The organism is Streptomyces sp. NPDC051963 (assembly GCF_044593495.1).
Lineage (GTDB): Bacteria > Actinomycetota > Actinomycetes > Streptomycetales > Streptomycetaceae > Streptomyces.
In genome coordinates this window covers 1-17,651 of sequence record NZ_JBIUCC010000014.1, presented here as the reverse complement: position 1 = coordinate 17,651, position 17,651 = coordinate 1, and the positions used below count along the sequence as shown (strand labels likewise).

14 protein-coding genes are annotated in these 17,651 nt (G+C 68.7%); 9 read left to right on the top strand and 5 right to left on the bottom strand.

Annotated features, from left to right (window positions below):
* Positions 1-111: 111 nt before the first annotated feature.
* The 3 genes from ACIHFB_RS41935 to eccCa form a co-directional block, all read right to left on the bottom strand.
* Positions 112-429 carry a DUF397 domain-containing protein gene (locus ACIHFB_RS41935; protein WP_365285473.1) on the bottom strand — a complete coding sequence of 106 codons (318 nt, stop codon included), beginning with the start codon at positions 427-429 and terminating at the stop codon, positions 112-114.
* A 129-nt stretch (positions 430-558) separates the two neighbouring features.
* Positions 559-951, bottom strand: coding sequence for a hypothetical protein (locus tag ACIHFB_RS41930; protein ID WP_365285471.1), 393 nt, complete (start codon positions 949-951; stop codon positions 559-561).
* 162 nt (positions 952-1,113) lie between these two features.
* Positions 1,114-5,058: a type VII secretion protein EccCa gene (gene eccCa, locus ACIHFB_RS41925; RefSeq protein WP_400129623.1), complete on the bottom strand. Its 3,945-nt coding sequence runs from the start codon at positions 5,056-5,058 to the stop codon at positions 1,114-1,116.
* 283 nt (positions 5,059-5,341) lie between these two features.
* Here eccCa and eccD point away from each other — a divergent pair, with 283 nt between their 5' ends.
* The 6 genes from eccD to ACIHFB_RS41895 all read left to right on the top strand — a co-directional run bounded on the left by eccD (position 5,342) and on the right by ACIHFB_RS41895 (position 12,451).
* A complete protein-coding gene (gene eccD, locus ACIHFB_RS41920; protein ID WP_365285468.1) occupies positions 5,342-6,799 on the top strand; it encodes a type VII secretion integral membrane protein EccD in 1,458 nt (485 codons plus the stop codon).
* Between the two features lie 192 nt (positions 6,800-6,991).
* Positions 6,992-7,279 (top strand): 30S ribosomal protein S15, encoded by a 288-nt coding sequence (rpsO, locus tag ACIHFB_RS41915; protein WP_030945091.1) that lies wholly within the window; start codon positions 6,992-6,994, stop codon positions 7,277-7,279.
* A 311-nt stretch (positions 7,280-7,590) separates the two neighbouring features.
* Positions 7,591-9,840 carry a polyribonucleotide nucleotidyltransferase gene (locus ACIHFB_RS41910; protein ID WP_365285466.1) on the top strand — a complete coding sequence of 750 codons (2,250 nt, stop codon included), beginning with the start codon at positions 7,591-7,593 and terminating at the stop codon, positions 9,838-9,840.
* Positions 9,837-11,216 (top strand): pitrilysin family protein, encoded by a 1,380-nt coding sequence (locus tag ACIHFB_RS41905; RefSeq protein WP_365285464.1) that lies wholly within the window; start codon positions 9,837-9,839, stop codon positions 11,214-11,216. The genes ACIHFB_RS41910 and ACIHFB_RS41905 overlap by 4 nt, the downstream gene beginning before the upstream one ends.
* Before the next feature lie 33 nt (positions 11,217-11,249).
* A complete protein-coding gene (dapB, locus tag ACIHFB_RS41900) occupies positions 11,250-12,002 on the top strand; it encodes a 4-hydroxy-tetrahydrodipicolinate reductase (RefSeq protein WP_365285462.1) in 753 nt (250 codons plus the stop codon).
* 5 nt (positions 12,003-12,007) lie between these two features.
* Positions 12,008-12,451 (top strand): hypothetical protein, encoded by a 444-nt coding sequence (locus ACIHFB_RS41895; RefSeq protein ID WP_365285460.1) that lies wholly within the window; start codon positions 12,008-12,010, stop codon positions 12,449-12,451.
* 52 nt (positions 12,452-12,503) lie between these two features.
* Here the strand turns inward: ACIHFB_RS41895 and ACIHFB_RS41890 are convergent, their stop codons facing one another.
* Complete coding sequence (locus tag ACIHFB_RS41890; RefSeq protein WP_365285458.1) at positions 12,504-13,058, bottom strand: hypothetical protein; 555 nt, start codon at positions 13,056-13,058, stop codon at positions 12,504-12,506.
* A 90-nt stretch (positions 13,059-13,148) separates the two neighbouring features.
* Entirely contained in the window at positions 13,149-13,388 is a 240-nt protein-coding gene (locus ACIHFB_RS41885) for a hypothetical protein (protein ID WP_365285456.1), read from the bottom strand.
* 249 nt (positions 13,389-13,637) lie between these two features.
* On the opposite strand from ACIHFB_RS41885, the gene thyX reads away from it, so the two are divergent.
* From thyX to ACIHFB_RS41870, 3 genes are all read left to right on the top strand, one after another.
* On the top strand, positions 13,638-14,378 hold the full coding sequence (thyX, locus tag ACIHFB_RS41880; protein ID WP_365285454.1) for an FAD-dependent thymidylate synthase: 741 nt from the start codon (positions 13,638-13,640) through the stop codon (positions 14,376-14,378).
* Between the two features lie 211 nt (positions 14,379-14,589).
* Positions 14,590-15,489, top strand: a complete 900-nt coding sequence (gene dapA, locus ACIHFB_RS41875) for a 4-hydroxy-tetrahydrodipicolinate synthase (protein ID WP_365285452.1) — start codon at positions 14,590-14,592, stop codon at positions 15,487-15,489.
* A 155-nt stretch (positions 15,490-15,644) separates the two neighbouring features.
* On the top strand, positions 15,645-17,330 hold the full coding sequence (locus tag ACIHFB_RS41870; protein WP_365285450.1) for a ribonuclease J: 1,686 nt from the start codon (positions 15,645-15,647) through the stop codon (positions 17,328-17,330).
* Positions 17,331-17,651 lie beyond the last annotated feature (321 nt).

Here is a 17,651-nt window from a genome sequence, read left to right as displayed (position 1 = left end):
GTACGGACACCTTCGCGTACGGGCACCATGGCGTACGGACACCTTCGCGTACGGGCACCATGGCGTACGGACACCTTCGCGTACGACGCCGGCGGCCGAGCCGGTCCGGTACTAGTCGGCCGACACGCCACCGTTGTGGGGCGCGGGCTCCAGGTCGAACTCCCCGTCCCGCGCCCCGAGTACGAACGCCCGCCACTCCGCTTCGGTGTACCGCAGCACGGTGCCGGGATCGAGGGACGAGCGCATGGCCACCGCGCCCTGAGGCAAGTACGCGATCTCGACTCGCTCCTCGTGCGCCTCGGTACCGGGCGCGGAGTGCCACTCGACCCCCGAGATGTCCAGGGAGTACAGCTCGTCCCGCTCCCGTTCCTTGCGCGCCTTGGTGTCCTCGACCTGAGTCTCGACCTCGTTGTCCCGTGCCTCGGTCATGCCGCTGAGCCTCTTCCTGACGTGCGAACGAAGGGTGTGCCTCACCCTACTGGCGAGGGTGGTGCTCACGCTGCGGAAGCGACGGGTCACTCATAGCCCACCGGCTCAGGTCACCCACACCCCGCAGGCTCAGAGTTCCCCATCCTGCCGACGACGCTCATGGTGTACGCCCGTCACCATCTCCACCTGGCCGTCGTACTTGGTCGTCAGGTCCCGCCAGGCGGCGTCCTCGTTGCCCTCGTTGCGCTCGTGCCGCACGCCCATCTCCGTGAAGGCCAGCCCGATCCCCGCAAGCCGCTCCGCCAGGCTGCCCATCGACTGGTACATGCCGTCGCGCAGGCCCTCGTAGACGACCCCGAACTTCTCGCCGATGTCGTCGTCGCCCCAGGGCGGAGTGGAACCGCTGCCGCCCTCGAGCGCGGTCAGGCCGGTCTGAAGGGCCTGCACCGCCTTGCCGAAGTCCTGGCCCACCGTGAACATGTTGAAGCCCTCGTCCTTGAGGACCTTGGGATCGGAGTCCATGAAGTCCGACGGCACAACTGCCCCCCGTGGCTCGTCCGTTCTGTCGTAACGCCACACGCCACTTTAGCGGTGGCGCCCTTGGGAACCCCACCCCGCACGGGCAACGGAGAGGGGCGGCACCCACCCGGGTGCCGCCCCTCTCGGCGCTCAGTTACGCGGACATCAGTGACGGGCCGCCATCCACCCCGTCTGGATGAGCTGCCCACCCCGTCGCCGGGTGTGGAAGTGCCCCCGCCCGGGCGGCAGTTGCGACGCCGTGATGTTGCCCAGCAGGGCACCCTCGGTCCGGTCGCCGGAGAGCACGATGCCCTGGGCGCCGAGCTCGCGCAGACGCTGCATCACCGGCTCGTACAGCGACCGGCTGGCACCGCCCGAGGCGCGCGCGATGATGACGCGCAGGCCGACGTCACGGGCGAAGGGCAGGTACTCGAGAAGCGGGGCCAGCGGGTTCATGCCCGTCGCCACCAGGTCGTAGTCGTCGATGATGACGAACGCGTCCGGGCTGCTGTACCAGCTGCGGTTGCGCAGCTGCTCGGGCGTCACGTCCGGGCCCGGCATCCGCCGGCCCAGCGAACCGGCCAGGCCCTCCAGCGTCTCCGTCAGAGCGGGCGCCGACGCGCAGTACCGCGACAGGTGCGACTCGGGCACGCCCTCCAGGTGGGCGCGACGGTAGTCACCCATGACGATCTTCGCCTGCTGCGGCGTGTAGCGCTCGGTGATCTGCTTGATGAGCAGCCTCAGCACCGCGGACTTACCGGACTCGCTCTCACCGAACACGATGAAGTGCGGGTCCGTCTCGAAGTCGACGAAGACCGGCGCGAGCGAGGACTCGTCGATGCCGATGGCGACACCGCGCTCCGGGTGCTCGAAGCCCTTGGGCAGCCGGTCCCAGGGCAGCATCGTCGGCAGCAGCCGTACGGACGGAGCGGGGCTGCCCTGCCAGTTCTCGTTGATGCCCCGGATGAGGATCCCCGTCGCCTCCGACAGGTCCTCCGTCTCCGAGGAGCCGTCGACCCGGGGCAGGGCGGTCATGAAGTGCAGCCGGTCCGTCGTCAGACCCCGGCCCGGTACGGTGGCGGGCACGTTCTGCGCGACCTTGCGGTCGATCTCCGACTCGGTCGGGTCACCGAGCCGCAGCTCGATGCGGTTCTGGAGCATGTCCTTGAGCGCCGGCCGCACTTCGGTGTAGCGGCTTGCGGTGAGGATCACGTGCACACCGAAGCCGAGGCCACGCGTGGCGATCTCGGTGACGGTGGACTCGAGCAGCTCGTAGTCCGTCTTGAAGGTCGCCCAGCCGTCGATGACGAGGAAGACGTCGCCCCAGGGCTGGTCGGGCAGCTGGCCCGCGTTCCGGCGCTGACGATAGGTCTGGATCGAGTCGACGTTGTTCGCGCGGAAGTACTCCTCGCGTGCGTTGAGGATCCCCTCGACCTCGCTGACCGTACGGCGCACCTTCTCGGCGTCGAGCCGGTTGGCGACCCCGCCGACGTGCGCCAGGTCCTCCATCGAGATCAGCGAGCCGCCACCGAAGTCCAGGCAGTAGAACTGCACTTCGGAGGGCGTGTGGGTGAGGGCGAACGACGAGATCAGCGTGCGCAGCAGCGTCGACTTGCCGGACTGCGGACCACCGATGAACAGACCGTGGCCCGCACCACCGGAGAAGTCCCGGTACAGCACGTCGCGCCGCTGCTCGAACGGCTTGTCGACCAGGCCGACGGGCACGTTGAGCCGCCCGAGTGCCGTGTACTCGGGCGCGGTGAGACCGCGCTCCGGTGAGACGGCGAGCTGGGGGAGCAACTGCTCCAGCGAGGGCGCCTCTTCGAGCGGGGGCAGCCACACCTGGTGGGCGGGCGGCCCCTGGTTGACCATCCTGCCGACGAGGACGTCCAGGACGGTGTCGGCGAGCGCGTCGTCGACCCTGTTGTCGGCCTCCGGCTCGTCGATCACCGGCTGCGGAGGCAGTGCCACCTGCTGTGCGGTGAAGAGCGCGGGCCGCAGCTGGGTCGAGCGGTGCACCCGGGACGGGCCCTCGCCGTGGTACGGCCCCGACACATACGCGGCCTTGAAGCGGACCATGGTGTCGGTGTCGTACCGCAGATAGCCGGAGCCGGGGATCGACGGCAGGTGGTAGGCGTCCGGCACGCCGATCGCCGTACGGGACTCGGCGGCGGAGAAGGTCCGCAGACCGATCCGGTACGACAGATAGGTGTCCAGGCCGCGGAGCTTGCCCTCCTCCAGGCGCTGCGACGCCAGCAGCAGGTGGATACCCAGCGAACGGCCGATACGGCCGATCTGGATGAACATGTCGATGAAGTCGGGCTTGGCGGTGAGGAGTTCGGAGAACTCGTCGAGCACGATCACCAGCGAGGCCATCGGCTCCAGCGCGGCGCCCGCGGCCCGGGCCTTCTCGTAGTCGTGCAGGTTGGCGTAGTTGCCGGCCGTGCGCAGCAGCTCCTGGCGGCGCTGTGTCTCACCCATGATCGAGTCACGCATGCGGTCGACCAGCGTGAGGTCGTCGGCGAGGTTGGTGATCACGGCCGCGGTGTGCGGCATGTCCGCCATACCGGCGAAGGTCGCACCGCCCTTGAAGTCCGCGAGGATGAAGTTCAGCGTCTCCGAGGAGTGCGTCACCGCGAGACCGAGTACCAGCGTGCGCAGTACCTCGGACTTGCCGGAGCCGGTCGCGCCGACGCACAGGCCGTGCGGGCCCATGCCCTCCTGCGAAGCCTCCTTGAGGTCCAGCATCACCGGCTCGCCGGCCTCGCCGACACCGATCGGCACCCGCAGCCGCTCGTGCAGGGTGCGCGGACGCCAGGTGCGGGAGACGTCGACGGCACCCGCGTCGCCGATGCCCATGAGGTCCGTGAAGTCCAGGTTGGACAGGAGGGGTTCGCCCTCCTCCGCGGAGCCGACCCGGAAGGGGGCCAGCTGCCGGGCCAGGGACTCGGCCTGCGCCGCGCTCAGCACGTCGGCCCTGCCGGTGTACGCGGACTCGTGGCCGACGAACAGCCGCATCCGGTCCGGCTTGGCGTAGATAGTGAGGCCGGCGCGCAGCTCGTCCTCCAGCTCGCCGGGGGCGATCTCGAGGAAGGTGACGCCCTGGAGGCCTTCGGCGCTGGCGAGTTCGGAGTCCGGCGGGACGGTGCCGCCGTCGAGCACCACGATCAGGTGCGGCTGGTCGTAGACCGGGTTGGCCTCACGGTTCCAGCGCGGCCGGTCGTCCAGCTGGTCCGCCAGCGCCTCTTCCAGCTCTCCGAGGTCGTCGAAGAGGAGCCGGGTCGAGCCCGCTCCGTCCTTGACCTTCGGGTGCTGGCTGTGCGGCAGCCACTTGATCCAGTCCCAGTCCGATGCCGCGGAGGGATGCGCCACCACGGCGACCATCAGGTCCTCGGGCGAATGCAGCGTCGCCAACTGGCACAGGGCCGCACGGGCGTTGGCGTACACCGTGTCGGTCTCGCCGCACAGCGTCACGTGGTAGAAGGCGCGCAGCGAGACGGAGACGGGCAGGTCGGACAGACTGCCGTGCGCGTCGAGGAAGGCCTTCATGGCGGCCGCGGTCAGCGGCTCCAGCTCGTCCTTGGGCGCCGTCTCCGGGGCGACGAGCGGAGTGTTCAGCTGCTGGATACCGCGACCGATCCGTACGGAGGCGAAGTCCGCGTCCGTCGGGCGTCGCTCCCACAGCCGTTTGCCGTCGGCCGCCACCGCCCACAGCTGCTCCGGGTCGGGGTGCTGGAAAAGCTGGCTCCGCCGCTGAAGCTCCGCTGTCTTGTGCACGTCCTTGCGGACCTGCTCGAGATAGCGGAAGTAGTCACGCCGGTCCTGTGCCATCCCCGCACCGCCGCCCTGCCGGGACTTGGCGAACTGGGCGATGGCCATGGCCAGGGTCGATGCCAGCATCAGTCCGCCGACCACCCGCATATAAGAGGGCAGGCCCGGCATGAAGAAGAAGCCGACGGAACCCAGCATGCCGAACATCGGCAGCAGGTTCATCAGCATGCCGTCGTCGCCCTCACGTGGGATCTCGGGCGGCGTCTCCAGTTTGACCTCGCCGTCCGGGACAACCGGGGGCACTATCCGCGGTGGCCGTTTGATGATGACGACGCTCACCGATGCACTCATCCTTCGCGATTTGATACGTCTGTTACGTCCTGGCGTCGACGCCCCCGTGTGCTGCGACGTGTTCTCGTTCGCTTAGGCGTCATCCGTGTGTGAGCGTCGATCCTACTGATGCGCCGAGTGCGTCAGCGAGTCAGGAGGATGGAGATGCGGAGGGGGCACGGGGAGGAAACCGGGGAGGTGGGCGGCGCGCCCCCCGTTGCAATGGATAAGGTGGCGCTCCGCGTCGTACGAACGGCGCGAGGAAGCGTTGTCCAGCAGGGGGAAGTACCAGGTGAGCACGGGGACATCGACGGGTTTCTGCCGAATCACGATCGCAGCGCCGGACAGTCGGGTCGATGTGGCGCTGCCGGAGGATCTGCCGATCCAGGACCTCTTTCCTGAGATCGTCAGGCTCTCGGGCCTGGTCCAGCCGGACACCGATCCCGCGGGCTACCACCTCGTACGCCGCGAGGGCCAGGTCCTCGACGCGAGCCGTTCGTTGCTCGAGCACCGGGTCAGGGACGGCGAGGTGCTGCTGCTGCGCACCTTCGCCGATTCACTGCCGCCGGCCGTCCACGACGACGTGGTGGACGCGATCGCCGCCGCGGTCAAGCAGGACCTCCGCAGCTGGAACGACAACCTGATGCGGATGGCCGGTCTCGTCTCCGGCGCGCTTCTGCTGATCATGCTCGGCTTCGTCTTCTGGTTCGCGGATCCGGTACGGCACGACATGCACGGCTTGCAGGGCATCCTCGCCGGCGTGGTCGCACTGGCCCTGACGACCCTCTCCGGTGTACGAGCCCGGGTCTACGACGACCGCGGCTCCGCCGTCGCGCTCGGCATCTCCGCCCTGCCGCACGCGCTCATCGCGGGCTCCGGCGTCATTCCCCAGGACGCGGGCGAAGGCCCGGGCCGGATCCAGTTCCTGGTCGGCTGTGTCGCCGTACTCCTGGTCTCCGTCGTGCTGATCATGCTGCTGCCGCAGGGGGACGCCCCGTTCGTGGCCGCCGCGCTGGCCGCCGCGATCGGCACGCTCGCCGTGTTCTGCGGCGTGCTCACCGAAGCCAAGCCGAGTGAGATCGCCGCCGGCACCTCGGTCGTCGCCCTGGCGGTCGTCGGCTTCCTGCCCGGCTGGTCGGCCCGCTTCGCCAAGCTGCCCATCGGCTTCCGCAACCCGGAGGACCTGGCGAGGGCCCGCCGCGAGGGCCAGGAGGGCGACCTCGAAGCGGTCGACGTCCAGCGCATCGTCGCCCGGACCAGCCGGGGCCACGAACTGCTGCTCGGACTGGTCGGCGGCTGTGCCGTCGTCATCATCGGCGCGGGCGGCGCGGTGCTCGGCTTCAGCGACGGGAGCTGGGCCCAGCTGCTGGCCCTGTGCACCGGCCTCGCCGCGATGCTGCGGGCGCGTCTCTTCCGGTACACCGCCCAGGTCACCTGCCTGTTCGTCGCCGGTGTCGTCACGCTGGGCCTGCTGATCCTCGGCCTCGCGCTCTCACCGCCGTCCGACGTCATCGTCGAACTGCTCCAGGGCAACAGCGGGCCGGTCGACGTACGGACCCTGTGGCTCGCCGCCTCGGTCGGGGGCGGAGTCCTGGTCCTGATCGCGATCGCTCTGATCGTGCCGCAGAAGGGGCTCTCACCTTTCTGGGGCCGCATGCTGGACCTCGCGGACTCGCTGGTGCTGCTCTCCCTGATCCCGATCTGCCTGGCCGTCCTCGACGTCTACGGCAAGGTCCGCGGCGGCGTCTGACCGGCGCAAGGACGCCTGTCAAGAGCGTGCTCGTGGGCTGGTACCCTGTGTGACGACCGCTTGTATACGCACCCCCGGAGCCCAGGCCCCGAAGGTCGCGCCCAGCGGATCCCGCCTCCCGAGTTACGGAAGCTCCCCCGAGAAGTGGACCGGGGGCACTCGGTGGCCCTTTACAGACTACGAGGAGTACGCGTGTCGCTCGACGCCGCTACGAAGAAGCAGATCATCACCGAGTTCGGTCAGAAGGAAGGCGACACCGGCTCCCCCGAGGTCCAGGTCGCGATGCTCTCGCGCCGTATCTCGGACCTGACCGAGCACCTCAAGACCCACAAGCACGACCACCACTCCCGTCGTGGTCTGCTGATCCTGGTCGGTCAGCGCCGCCGGCTGCTTCAGTACCTGGCCAAGAAGGACATCCAGCGCTTCCGTGCGCTGGTCGACCGCCTCGGCATCCGCCGCGGTGCGGCGGGCGCCAAGTAAGACGCCGTGAAGGGAGCGGTTCCCGAGACGATCGGGGGCCGCTCCCTTTGCCGTACGTGCGGAAACGTGCGGAGTGTCACACACGCTTTGTAGTGTGGTAGCACAACGCAATACGCACGACACAGCACGACAGGAAATGAGGAGAAGCGCGCCTCGCCGCCGCCGGTCCTCGGTAGTGGCGCCCGGGGGAAGCAAGCCCGGGTGCTTCGATCGAAGACCGGCCCGCACCAGACGGAGCGCTTCTCCGTAACCGTCCCCCCGCCACACGGGCGAGTCGGGACGAAAGACGACAAGTAACGGAGAAAACGCTAGTGGAGAACGAGACCCACTACGCCGAGGCCGTCATCGACAACGGCTCCTTCGGCACCCGCACCATCCGCTTCGAGACGGGCCGCCTGGCCAAGCAGGCCGCCGGCTCCGCCGTGGCGTACCTGGACGACGACACCATGGTGCTGTCGGCCACCACCGCCTCCAAGAACCCCAAGGACCAGCTCGACTTCTTCCCGCTGACGGTGGACGTCGAGGAGCGGATGTACGCGGCCGGGAAGATCCCCGGTTCCTTCTTCCGCCGTGAGGGCCGGCCGTCCGAGGACGCCATCCTCACCTGCCGCCTCATCGACCGCCCGCTGCGCCCGTCCTTCAAGAAGGGCCTGCGCAACGAAATCCAGGTCGTCGCCACGATCATGGCGCTCAACCCCGACCACCTGTACGACGTCGTGGCGATCAACGCCGCCTCCGCGTCCACGCAGCTGGCCGGTCTGCCCTTCTCCGGCCCGATCGGCGGCGTCCGCGTCGCGCTGATCAACGGCCAGTGGGTCGCGTTCCCGACGCACACCGAGCTTGAGGACGCGGTCTTCGACATGGTGGTCGCGGGCCGCACCCTGGAGGACGGCGACGTCGCGATCATGATGGTCGAGGCCGAGGCCACCGAGAACACCATCCAGCTGGTCAAGGGCGGCGTCGAGGCGCCGACCGAGGAAGTCGTGGCCGCCGGCCTGGAGGCCGCGAAGCCCTTCATCAAGGTCCTGTGCAAGGCCCAGGCCGACCTCGCCGCGAAGGCCGCCAAGCCGACCGGCGAGTTCCCGATCTTCCTGGACTACCAGGACGACGTCCTGGAGGCGCTCACCGGCGCCGTCAAGCCGGAGCTCGCCGCGGCGCTCACGATCGTCGGCAAGCAGGAGCGCGAGGCCGAGCTGGACCGCGTGAAGACGCTCGCCGCCGAGAAGCTCCTGCCGGAGTTCGAGGGCCGCGAGAAGGAGATCTCCGCCGCGTACCGCTCGCTGACCAAGTCCCTGGTCCGTGAGCGCGTCATCAAGGAGAAGAAGCGCATCGACGGACGCGGCGTCACGGACATCCGTACGCTCGCCGCCGAGGTCGAGGCCATCCCGCGGGTGCACGGTTCGGCCGTGTTCGAGCGTGGCGAGACCCAGATCCTGGGCGTCACCACCCTCAACATGCTCCGTATGGAGCAGCAGCTGGACACCCTTTCGCCGGTGACCCGCAAGCGCTACATGCACAACTACAACTTCCCGCCGTACTCCACCGGCGAGACCGGCCGCGTCGGCTCCCCGAAGCGCCGCGAGATCGGCCACGGCGCCCTCGCCGAGCGTGCCCTGGTCCCGGTCCTGCCGACGCGTGAGGAGTTCCCCTACGCGATCCGCCAGGTCTCCGAGGCGCTCAGCTCGAACGGCTCGACGTCCATGGGCTCGGTCTGCGCCTCCACCATGTCGCTGCTGAACGCCGGTGTGCCGCTGAAGGCCCCGGTCGCCGGTATCGCCATGGGTCTGATCTCCCAGGAGATCGAGGGCGAGACGCACTACGTCACCCTCACCGACATCCTCGGTGCGGAGGACGCCTTCGGTGACATGGACTTCAAGGTCGCCGGCACCAAGGAGTTCGTGACCGCCCTCCAGCTCGACACCAAGCTGGACGGCATCCCGGCCTCCGTCCTGGCCGCGGCCCTGAAGCAGGCCCGTGACGCCCGCCTCCACATCCTCGACGTGATGATGGAAGCGATCGACACGCCGGACGAGATGTCCCCGAACGCCCCGCGGATCATCACCGTCAAGATCCCCGTGGACAAGATCGGCGAGGTCATCGGCCCCAAGGGCAAGATGATCAACCAGATCCAGGAGGACACCGGCGCCGAGATCACGATCGAGGACGACGGCACCATCTACATCGGTGCCGCCGACGGCCCGGCCGCCGAGGCCGCCCGCGCCACGATCAACGGCATCGCCAACCCGACCATGCCGGAGGTCGGCGAGCGCTACCTGGGTACGGTCGTCAAGACCACGACCTTCGGCGCGTTCGTCTCCCTGCTCCCGGGCAAGGACGGCCTGCTGCACATCTCGCAGATCCGCAAGCTGGCCGGCGGCAAGCGCGTGGAGAACGTCGAGGACGTCCTCGGCGTGGGCGCCAAGGTCCAGGTCGAGATCGCCGAGATCGACTCCCGCGGCAAGCTCTCCCTCATCCCGGTCATCGAGGGTGAAGAGGGCGACGACAAGGCCGACACGAAGGACGCCGCGTCCGACAGCGGCTCCGCTGCGGGCGACCAGTGACGTCAAGCTCCTCCACGGCGACGGCCCGCACCTCTTCGGAGGCGCGGGCCGTCGCCCGTACCCAAACCCTGATCAAGGGCGTCAACGGCATCGGTACGGTCCGTAAGACCACCCTCCCCGGAGGGCTCCGGATCGTCACCGAGACCCTCCCGTCCGTGCGCTCCGCCACCTTCGGCATCTGGGCGCACGTCGGCTCCCGCGACGAGACACCGTCTCTGAACGGCGCCACGCACTACCTGGAGCACCTCCTCTTCAAGGGCACGACCCGCAGGTCCGCGCTGGACATCTCCTCCGCCATCGACGCGGTCGGCGGTGAGATGAACGCGTTCACCGCCAAGGAGTACACGTGCTACTACGCGCGCGTGCTCGACGCCGACCTGCCGCTCGCCATCGACGTCGTCTGCGACATGCTCACGGGCTCCCTCATCCTCGAAGAGGACGTCAACGTCGAGCGGGGCGCCATCCTCGAAGAGATCGCGATGACCGAGGACGACCCGGGCGACTGCGTGCACGATCTGTTCGCGCACACGATGTTCGGCGACAACCCCCTCGGCCGCCCCGTCCTCGGCACGGTCGACACGGTCAACGCCCTCACCGCCGACCGCATCCGCCGCTTCTACAAGAAGCACTACGACCCGACCCACCTCGTGGTCGCGGCCGCGGGCAACATCGACCACAACAAGGTCGTACGACAGGTCCGGGCGGCCTTCGAGAAGTCGGGCGCCCTGAAGAACGTCGACGCCACGCCCTTCGCGCCGCGCGACGGCCGCCGGGCTCTGCGCACCGCCGGGCGCGTCGAGCTGATCGGCCGCAAGACGGAGCAGGCCCATGTCGTCCTCGGTATGCCGGGCCTCGCCCGCACGGACGAACGCCGGTGGGCGCTCGGCGTGCTGAACACCGCGCTCGGCGGCGGTATGTCGTCCCGCCTCTTCCAGGAGGTCCGCGAAAAGCGCGGCCTGGCCTACAGCGTGTACTCGTACACGTCCGGGTTCGCCGACTGCGGCCTCTTCGGGGTGTACGCGGGCTGCCGCCCGTCCCAGGTGCACGACGTGCTGAAGATCTGCCGCGACGAACTCGACCAGGTCGCCGAACACGGCCTGCCCGAGGACGAGATCGACCGCGCCATCGGCCAGCTCCGCGGTTCCACCGTCCTCGGCCTGGAGGACACGGGCGCGCTGATGAACCGTATCGGCAAGAGCGAACTGTGCTGGGGCGAGCAGATGTCCGTCGACGACATGCTGACCCGGATAGCCTCGGTCACCCCGGACGACGTCCGCGCGGTCGCCCGCGACATCCTGGGACAGCGGCCCTCGCTGTCGGTCATCGGCCCGCTGAAGGACAAACAGGCGTCCCGTCTCCACGAAGCGGTCGCGTAAGTCCCCTCCTGTAGTCCAGAAGGAATCAAGAACATGAGCAAGCTGCGTGTGGCGGTCCTCGGTGCCAAGGGCCGGATCGGATCCGAGGCGGTACGGGCGGTCGAGGCCGCCGAGGACCTGGAGCTGGTCGCCGCCCTCAGCCGGGGCGACAAGCTGGAGACGCTGGCCGAGACCGGAGCCCAGGTCGCCGTCGAACTGACCACGCCGGCTTCGGTGATGGGCAACCTCGACTTCTGTGTACGGCACGGCATCCACGCCGTCGTCGGCACGACCGGCTGGACCGAGGAGCGCCTCGCGCAGCTCAAGGGCTGGCTGGCCCAGTCCCCGGAGACGGGCGTGCTCATCGCGCCGAACTTCTCCATCGGGGCCGTCCTGACGATGAAGTTCGCGCAGATCGCCGCGCCCTACTTCGAGTCGGTCGAGGTCGTCGAGCTGCACCACCCGAACAAGGTGGACGCCCCCAGTGGCACCGCCACCCGCACGGCGCAGCTCATCGCCGAGGCGCGCGCCAACGCGGGCTCCGCCCCGACGCCGGACGCCACGGTCACCGCCCTGGACGGCGCCCGCGGCGCGAACGTCGACGGCGTCCCGGTCCACGCCATCCGCCTGCGCGGCCTGCTCGCCCACCAGGAGGTGCTGCTGGGCGGCGAGGGCGAGACGCTGACCGTTCGCCACGACTCGCTCCACCACAGCAGCTTCATGCCGGGCATCCTGCTCGGCGCCCGCCGCGTGGTGACCACTCCGGGCCTCACCTTCGGCCTGGAACACTTCCTGGACATCGGCTGACCGTCATGGGCGCGAAGATCACATACGCCGTCACCGCTGCCGTCCTGGTCGTCTACTTCGTCCTCGTCGGCAGCCGCGGCGTCATGCTCATACAGGCCGGCACGGTCCTGACCGTCACCTTCGGTGTCGCGGTGCTGATCCTGCCGGTGATCGGCCTGTGGTTCCTCTGGAAGAACACCGAGTTCGTCCGCAAGGCCAACCGGCTGGCCGCCGAACTCGACGCCGAGGGCGGCCTGCCCGTCGACGAGCTGAAGCGCACCCCCGGCGGCCGCATCGACCGCGACTCGGCCGACGAGGTCTTCGCCAAGCGCAAGGCCGAAACAGAGGCCGCCCCCGACGACTGGCGCAGCTGGTTCCGTCTTGCCGTCGCCTACCACGACGCGCGCGACACTCCCCGCGCCCGCAAGGCGATGCAGCGGGCGATCCTCCTGCGTGAGACCTCTCGCTGAGGCTGCCTCACCACGACGTCGGGTGCCCGGTCCACGCACGCGGACCGGCGCCTCAGTGCTGCCTGCTCTCCGCGGCCCACGCCTCGATGGTGTCCGCCGCCCGCTCGAACGCCTCCGGCCGAGCCAGGAAGTCGGCGTTGTGCGTCGTCAGCAGCGGCTGCTCGTCCTCCGGAGCGCGCCCCTGGCGTACGACGGTCAGGGCCTGCCCCTGCACCGTGCGCGGCAGTCCGAGCCAGCGCACCGGCTGCTGCACCGTCCGTACGGCGACGAGCCGGTCCCAGGTGATCGTGCGCGTGCCGATGAAGCCCACTCGACGCAGCCCGTGCGCGCTCACCCACACGCCGATGCGGAGCATCCGCAGGGCGGCGGCGATCACGGCCAGCGCGATACCGAAGACCACCCCGGACTCGGTGAGCGTGCCGGTGAACGCGATGATGACCGCCGCGAACAGCACGAACGAGGCGAGCAGCAGCAGAATCGCCGCCACACCCACCCGCCAGGGCCCGGGACGGTAGGGGCGCCGCCAGCGCTCGCGGTCGTCGAACGGCAGCGCGACATCGTCCGCCGCCTCGTGTGCGTGGTCGGCCGTCAGGAAGGGCAGGGGCACGGCTGGTCCTCACTCAATCCATGCATGGGCTGTGCCCGGTGAGGCTATCGAGCGGTGCCCCGGCTCACCACCCTTGGGGTCCGGATGGAGTCAGTGCCCGTCGGACGCCTGGGACTGCTCGGTCTGCGTCGGCGACTGGTCCTTGGACAGCGCCGGCATCCCGAGGACCAGGGAACCGACCAGTCCGGCCACGATGGTGAAGCCCAGCAGCCAGCGCCCGGCTATCTGTCCCGCGGACGCCCGCTCGCGCGGTGGGGGAGTGACATTGCCGCGATACCTGTCGGCCTCGGCGACGAATGCAAACGGGACGGGTTCGCGCCGACGAAACATCAGAGGTACCTCTCCTCTCAGGGACCCTGGCCTCTTCGGGGCTCTCAGGGATCGAACGAATCGCTGTCACCAAGACAGACGAGCGATCGCCCCAAAAGGTGCCCGATTTCCCAGACTTCGCAGAAGTTCGCCGAAGTTCGGCAGCGTTCGCGCCTGAATGTCGTGGCCCGGCACCGAACGCCCCGTTGTCAGTGCCGGGCCGTAGAGTGGACGCCGCCCGAGAGACGTGATGGAAGGACCCTCCGAGCCGTGACCGACACCCCAGCCGACGACCTCAAGCCCAGCTTCCACGGTGACGTCACCGTGGAGTTGGTGAAGCACACCGCGTCCGACGCCGACGTGCTGTTCGCCGCCCGCGTTTCGACCATCGGCGAGCAGTCCCTGGACGAGCTGGGCAAGGACCCCGAGCGCTCCAAGGGCCTGATCAACTACCTGATGCGGGACCGGCACGGCAGCCCCTTCGAGCACAACTCGATGACGTTCTTCATCAGCGCACCGATCTTCGTCTTCCGCGAGTTCATGCGGCACCGCGTGGGCTGGTCGTACAACGAGGAGTCGGGCCGGTACCGCGAGCTCCAGCCCGCCTTCTACGTCCCTGACGAGTCCCGCAAGCTGGTCCAGGAGGGCCGCCCCGGCAAGTACGTCTTCGTCGAGGGCACCCAGGCCCAGCAGGAGCTGGTCGGCCGTGTGATGGAGGACTCGTACCGGCAGGCGTACGAGGCGTACCAGGAGATGCTCGCCGCCGGCGTGGCCCGCGAGGTGGCCCGCGCGGTCCTCCCCGTCGGCCTCTTCTCCTCCATGTACGCCACTTGCAACGCCCGCTCGCTGATGCACTTCCTCGGCCTGCGCACCCAGCACGAACTGGCGAAGGTCCCGTCCTTCCCACAGCGTGAGATCGAGATGGTCGGCGAGAAGATGGAGGCGGAGTGGGCCAAGCTCATGCCGCTCACATACGCCGCCTTCAATGCCAACGGCCGTGTCGCGCCGTAACGCCCGCCGGCTTCCCCGTCGGGCACAGATGTACGGGGCTGCCGGGCGAAGTGTCCGTATTGCGGCATTTGGAGAAGTTCATCTAGCCTGATCAAACGGACCCGGCACTGCTTGAACCCCCGAGCAGGCAGTGCCGGGCTCCACCTTTGTCACGACTTGTCGCCTGCCCCGAGGGCAGACCCCGCATTGAGCAGCGAGTAGCGTGTTCCCCATGGCTCCGACCTCCACTCCGCAGACCCCCTTCGGGCGGGTCCTCACCGCCATGGTCACGCCCTTCACGGCGGACGGCGCACTCGACCTCGACGGCGCGCAGCGGCTCGCTTCCCATCTGGTGGACGCAGGCAACGACGGCCTGATCATCAACGGCACCACCGGCGAGTCGCCCACCACCAGCAATGCGGAGAAAAAGGATCTCGTACGAGCCGTCCTCGAGGCGGTCGGAGACCGGGCCCACGTCGTCGCCGGCGTCGGCACCAACGACACCCACCACAGCCTCGAGCTCGCCCGCGCGGCCGAGGAGACGGGTGCGTACGGCCTCCTGATCGTGACGCCGTACTACAACAAGCCCCCGCAGGAAGGCCTCTACCGGCACTTCACGGCCATCGCCGACGCCACCGGGCTGCCGGTCATGCTCTACGACATCCCCGGCCGCAGCGGCGTCCCGATCAACACCGAGACACTGGTCCGTCTCGCCGAGCACCCGCGCATCGTCGCCAACAAGGACGCCAAGGGCGACCTCGGCCGCGCCAGCTGGGCCATCGCCCGCTCCGGCCTCGCCTGGTACTCCGGCGACGACATGCTGAACCTGCCGCTGCTCTCCGTGGGCGCCGTCGGCTTCGTCTCCGTCGTCGGCCATGTGGTCACGCCGGAGCTGCGCGCCCTCGTCGACGCGTACACCGCGGGCGACGTCCAGAAGGCGACCGAGATCCACCAGAAGCTGCTCCCGGTCTACACGGGTATGTTCCGCACCCAGGGCGTCATGACCACCAAGGCCGCGCTCACCTTGCAGGGCCTGCCCGCCGGACCGCTGCGCGCACCAATGGTCGAGCTCGCTCCAGAGGAGATCGAGCAGCTCAAGATCGATCTTGCCGCCGGCGGGGTACAGCTCTAGCACCAGACTTCGCGCGACGCTTCGCGCACCCAGACTTCACAACTGAATAAGCAGGCCACCGGTGCCTGCGCCCCACAACGACAACTGCTACTGCACGAACGTCACGCGCGCCACGTGCCCCACCGGTACGTGGCGCGTGTGGTGAGGAGAGTCTTTTGAGTCATCCGCATCCTGAACTCGGTACGCCCCAGCCGCTTCCCGAAGGCGGTCTACGGGTCACCCCGCTAGGCGGCCTCGGCGAGATCGGCCGGAACATGACGGTCTTCGAGTACGGCGGCCGTCTGCTGATCGTCGACTGCGGGGTGCTCTTCCCCGAGGAGGAGCAGCCCGGAATCGACCTGATCCTGCCCGACTTCTCATCCATCAGGGACCGCCTCGACGACATCGACGGCATCGTCCTCACCCACGGCCACGAGGACCACATCGGGGGTGTGCCCTTCCTGCTCCGCGAGAAGGCCGACATCCCGCTGATCGGCTCCAAGCTGACCCTCGCGCTCATCGAGGCCAAGCTCCAGGAGCACCGCATCCGCCCGTACACCCTGGAAGTGGCGGAGGGACACCGGGAACGCATCGGCCCCTTCGACTGCGAGTTCATCGCGGTCAACCACTCCATCCCGGACGCCCTGGCCGTGGCCATCCGCACCCCGGCAGGCATGGCGGTCCACACCGGCGACTTCAAGATGGACCAGCTCCCGCTGGACGGTCGCCTCACGGACCTGCACGCGTTCGCACGTCTGAGCGATGAGGGGATCGACCTTCTCCTCTCGGACTCGACGAACGCCGAGGTCCCTGGATTCGTTCCGCCCGAGCGCGACATCTCGAACGTGCTGCGCCAGGTCTTCGGAACCGCCCGCAAGCGGATCATCGTGGCGAGCTTCGCCAGCCACGTCCACCGCATCCAGCAGATTCTCGACGCGGCCCACGAATACGGCCGCCGGGTCGCCTTCGTCGGCCGCTCGATGGTCCGCAACATGGGCATCGCACGGGATCTGGGCTACCTCAAGGTTCCGCCGGGCCTGGTCGTCGACGTCAAGACGCTCGATGACCTCCCTGACCACGAGATCGTGCTGGTCTGCACGGGCTCACAGGGCGAGCCCATGGCCGCCCTGTCGAGGATGGCGAACAGGGATCACCAGATCCGCATCGTCGAGGGCGACACGGTGATCCTGGCGTCGTCCCTGATCCCCGGCAACGAGAACGCGGTCTACCGCGTGATCAACGGCCTGACCCGCTGGGGCGCCAACGTCATCCACAAGGGCAACGCCAAGGTGCACGTCTCGGGCCACGCGTCCGCGGGCGAGCTCCTGTACTTCTACAACATCTGCCGCCCGCGGAACCTGATGCCGGTGCACGGCGAATGGCGCCACCTGCGCGCCAACGCCGAACTGGGCGCCCTCACCGGCGTCCCCCACGACCGCATCGTCATCGCCGAGGACGGCGTCGCCGTCGACCTCATCGAGGGCAAGGCCAAGATCTCCGGAAAGGTCCAGGCGGGCTACGTCTACGTCGACGGCCTCTCCGTCGGCGACGTGGGCGAGCCGGCCCTCAAGGACCGCAAGATCCTCGGTGACGAGGGCATCATCTCGGTCTTCGTCGTCATCGACTCGTCGACCGGCAAGATCACGGCAGGACCGCACGTCCAGGCCCGTGGCTCCGGCATCGAGGACTCGGCGTTCGCCGACGTCCTCCCGAAGGTCACGGAAGTCCTGGAGCGCTCCGCCCAGGACGGCGTCGTGGAGCCCCACCAGCTCCAGCAACTCATCCGACGCACGCTGGGCAAGTGGGTCTCGGACACATACCGCCGCAGGCCGATGATCCTCCCGGTCGTGGTGGAGGTCTGACCCGCGTACGACGCCTCGTACGCGTGAACGTGGAGCGGGGCGCCTCGATTTGCATCGAGGCGCCCCGCTCCAGTACGTTTACGGCTCCGCCCGAACGGGAACCCGGACGCTTCGTGCGCCGGAACCAGTCCCCGAACGGGGTGGGAATTCCGACTCAGAATCTCTGATAAAGTCGGAGCCGCCGGAAAGGGAAACGTGAAAGCGGGAACCTGGAAAGCACCGAGGAAATCGGATCGAGAAAAGGATCTGATAGAGTCGGAAACGCAAGACCGAAGGGAAGCGCCCGGAGGAAAGCCGCGAGAGAGTCTCTCGGGTGAGTAC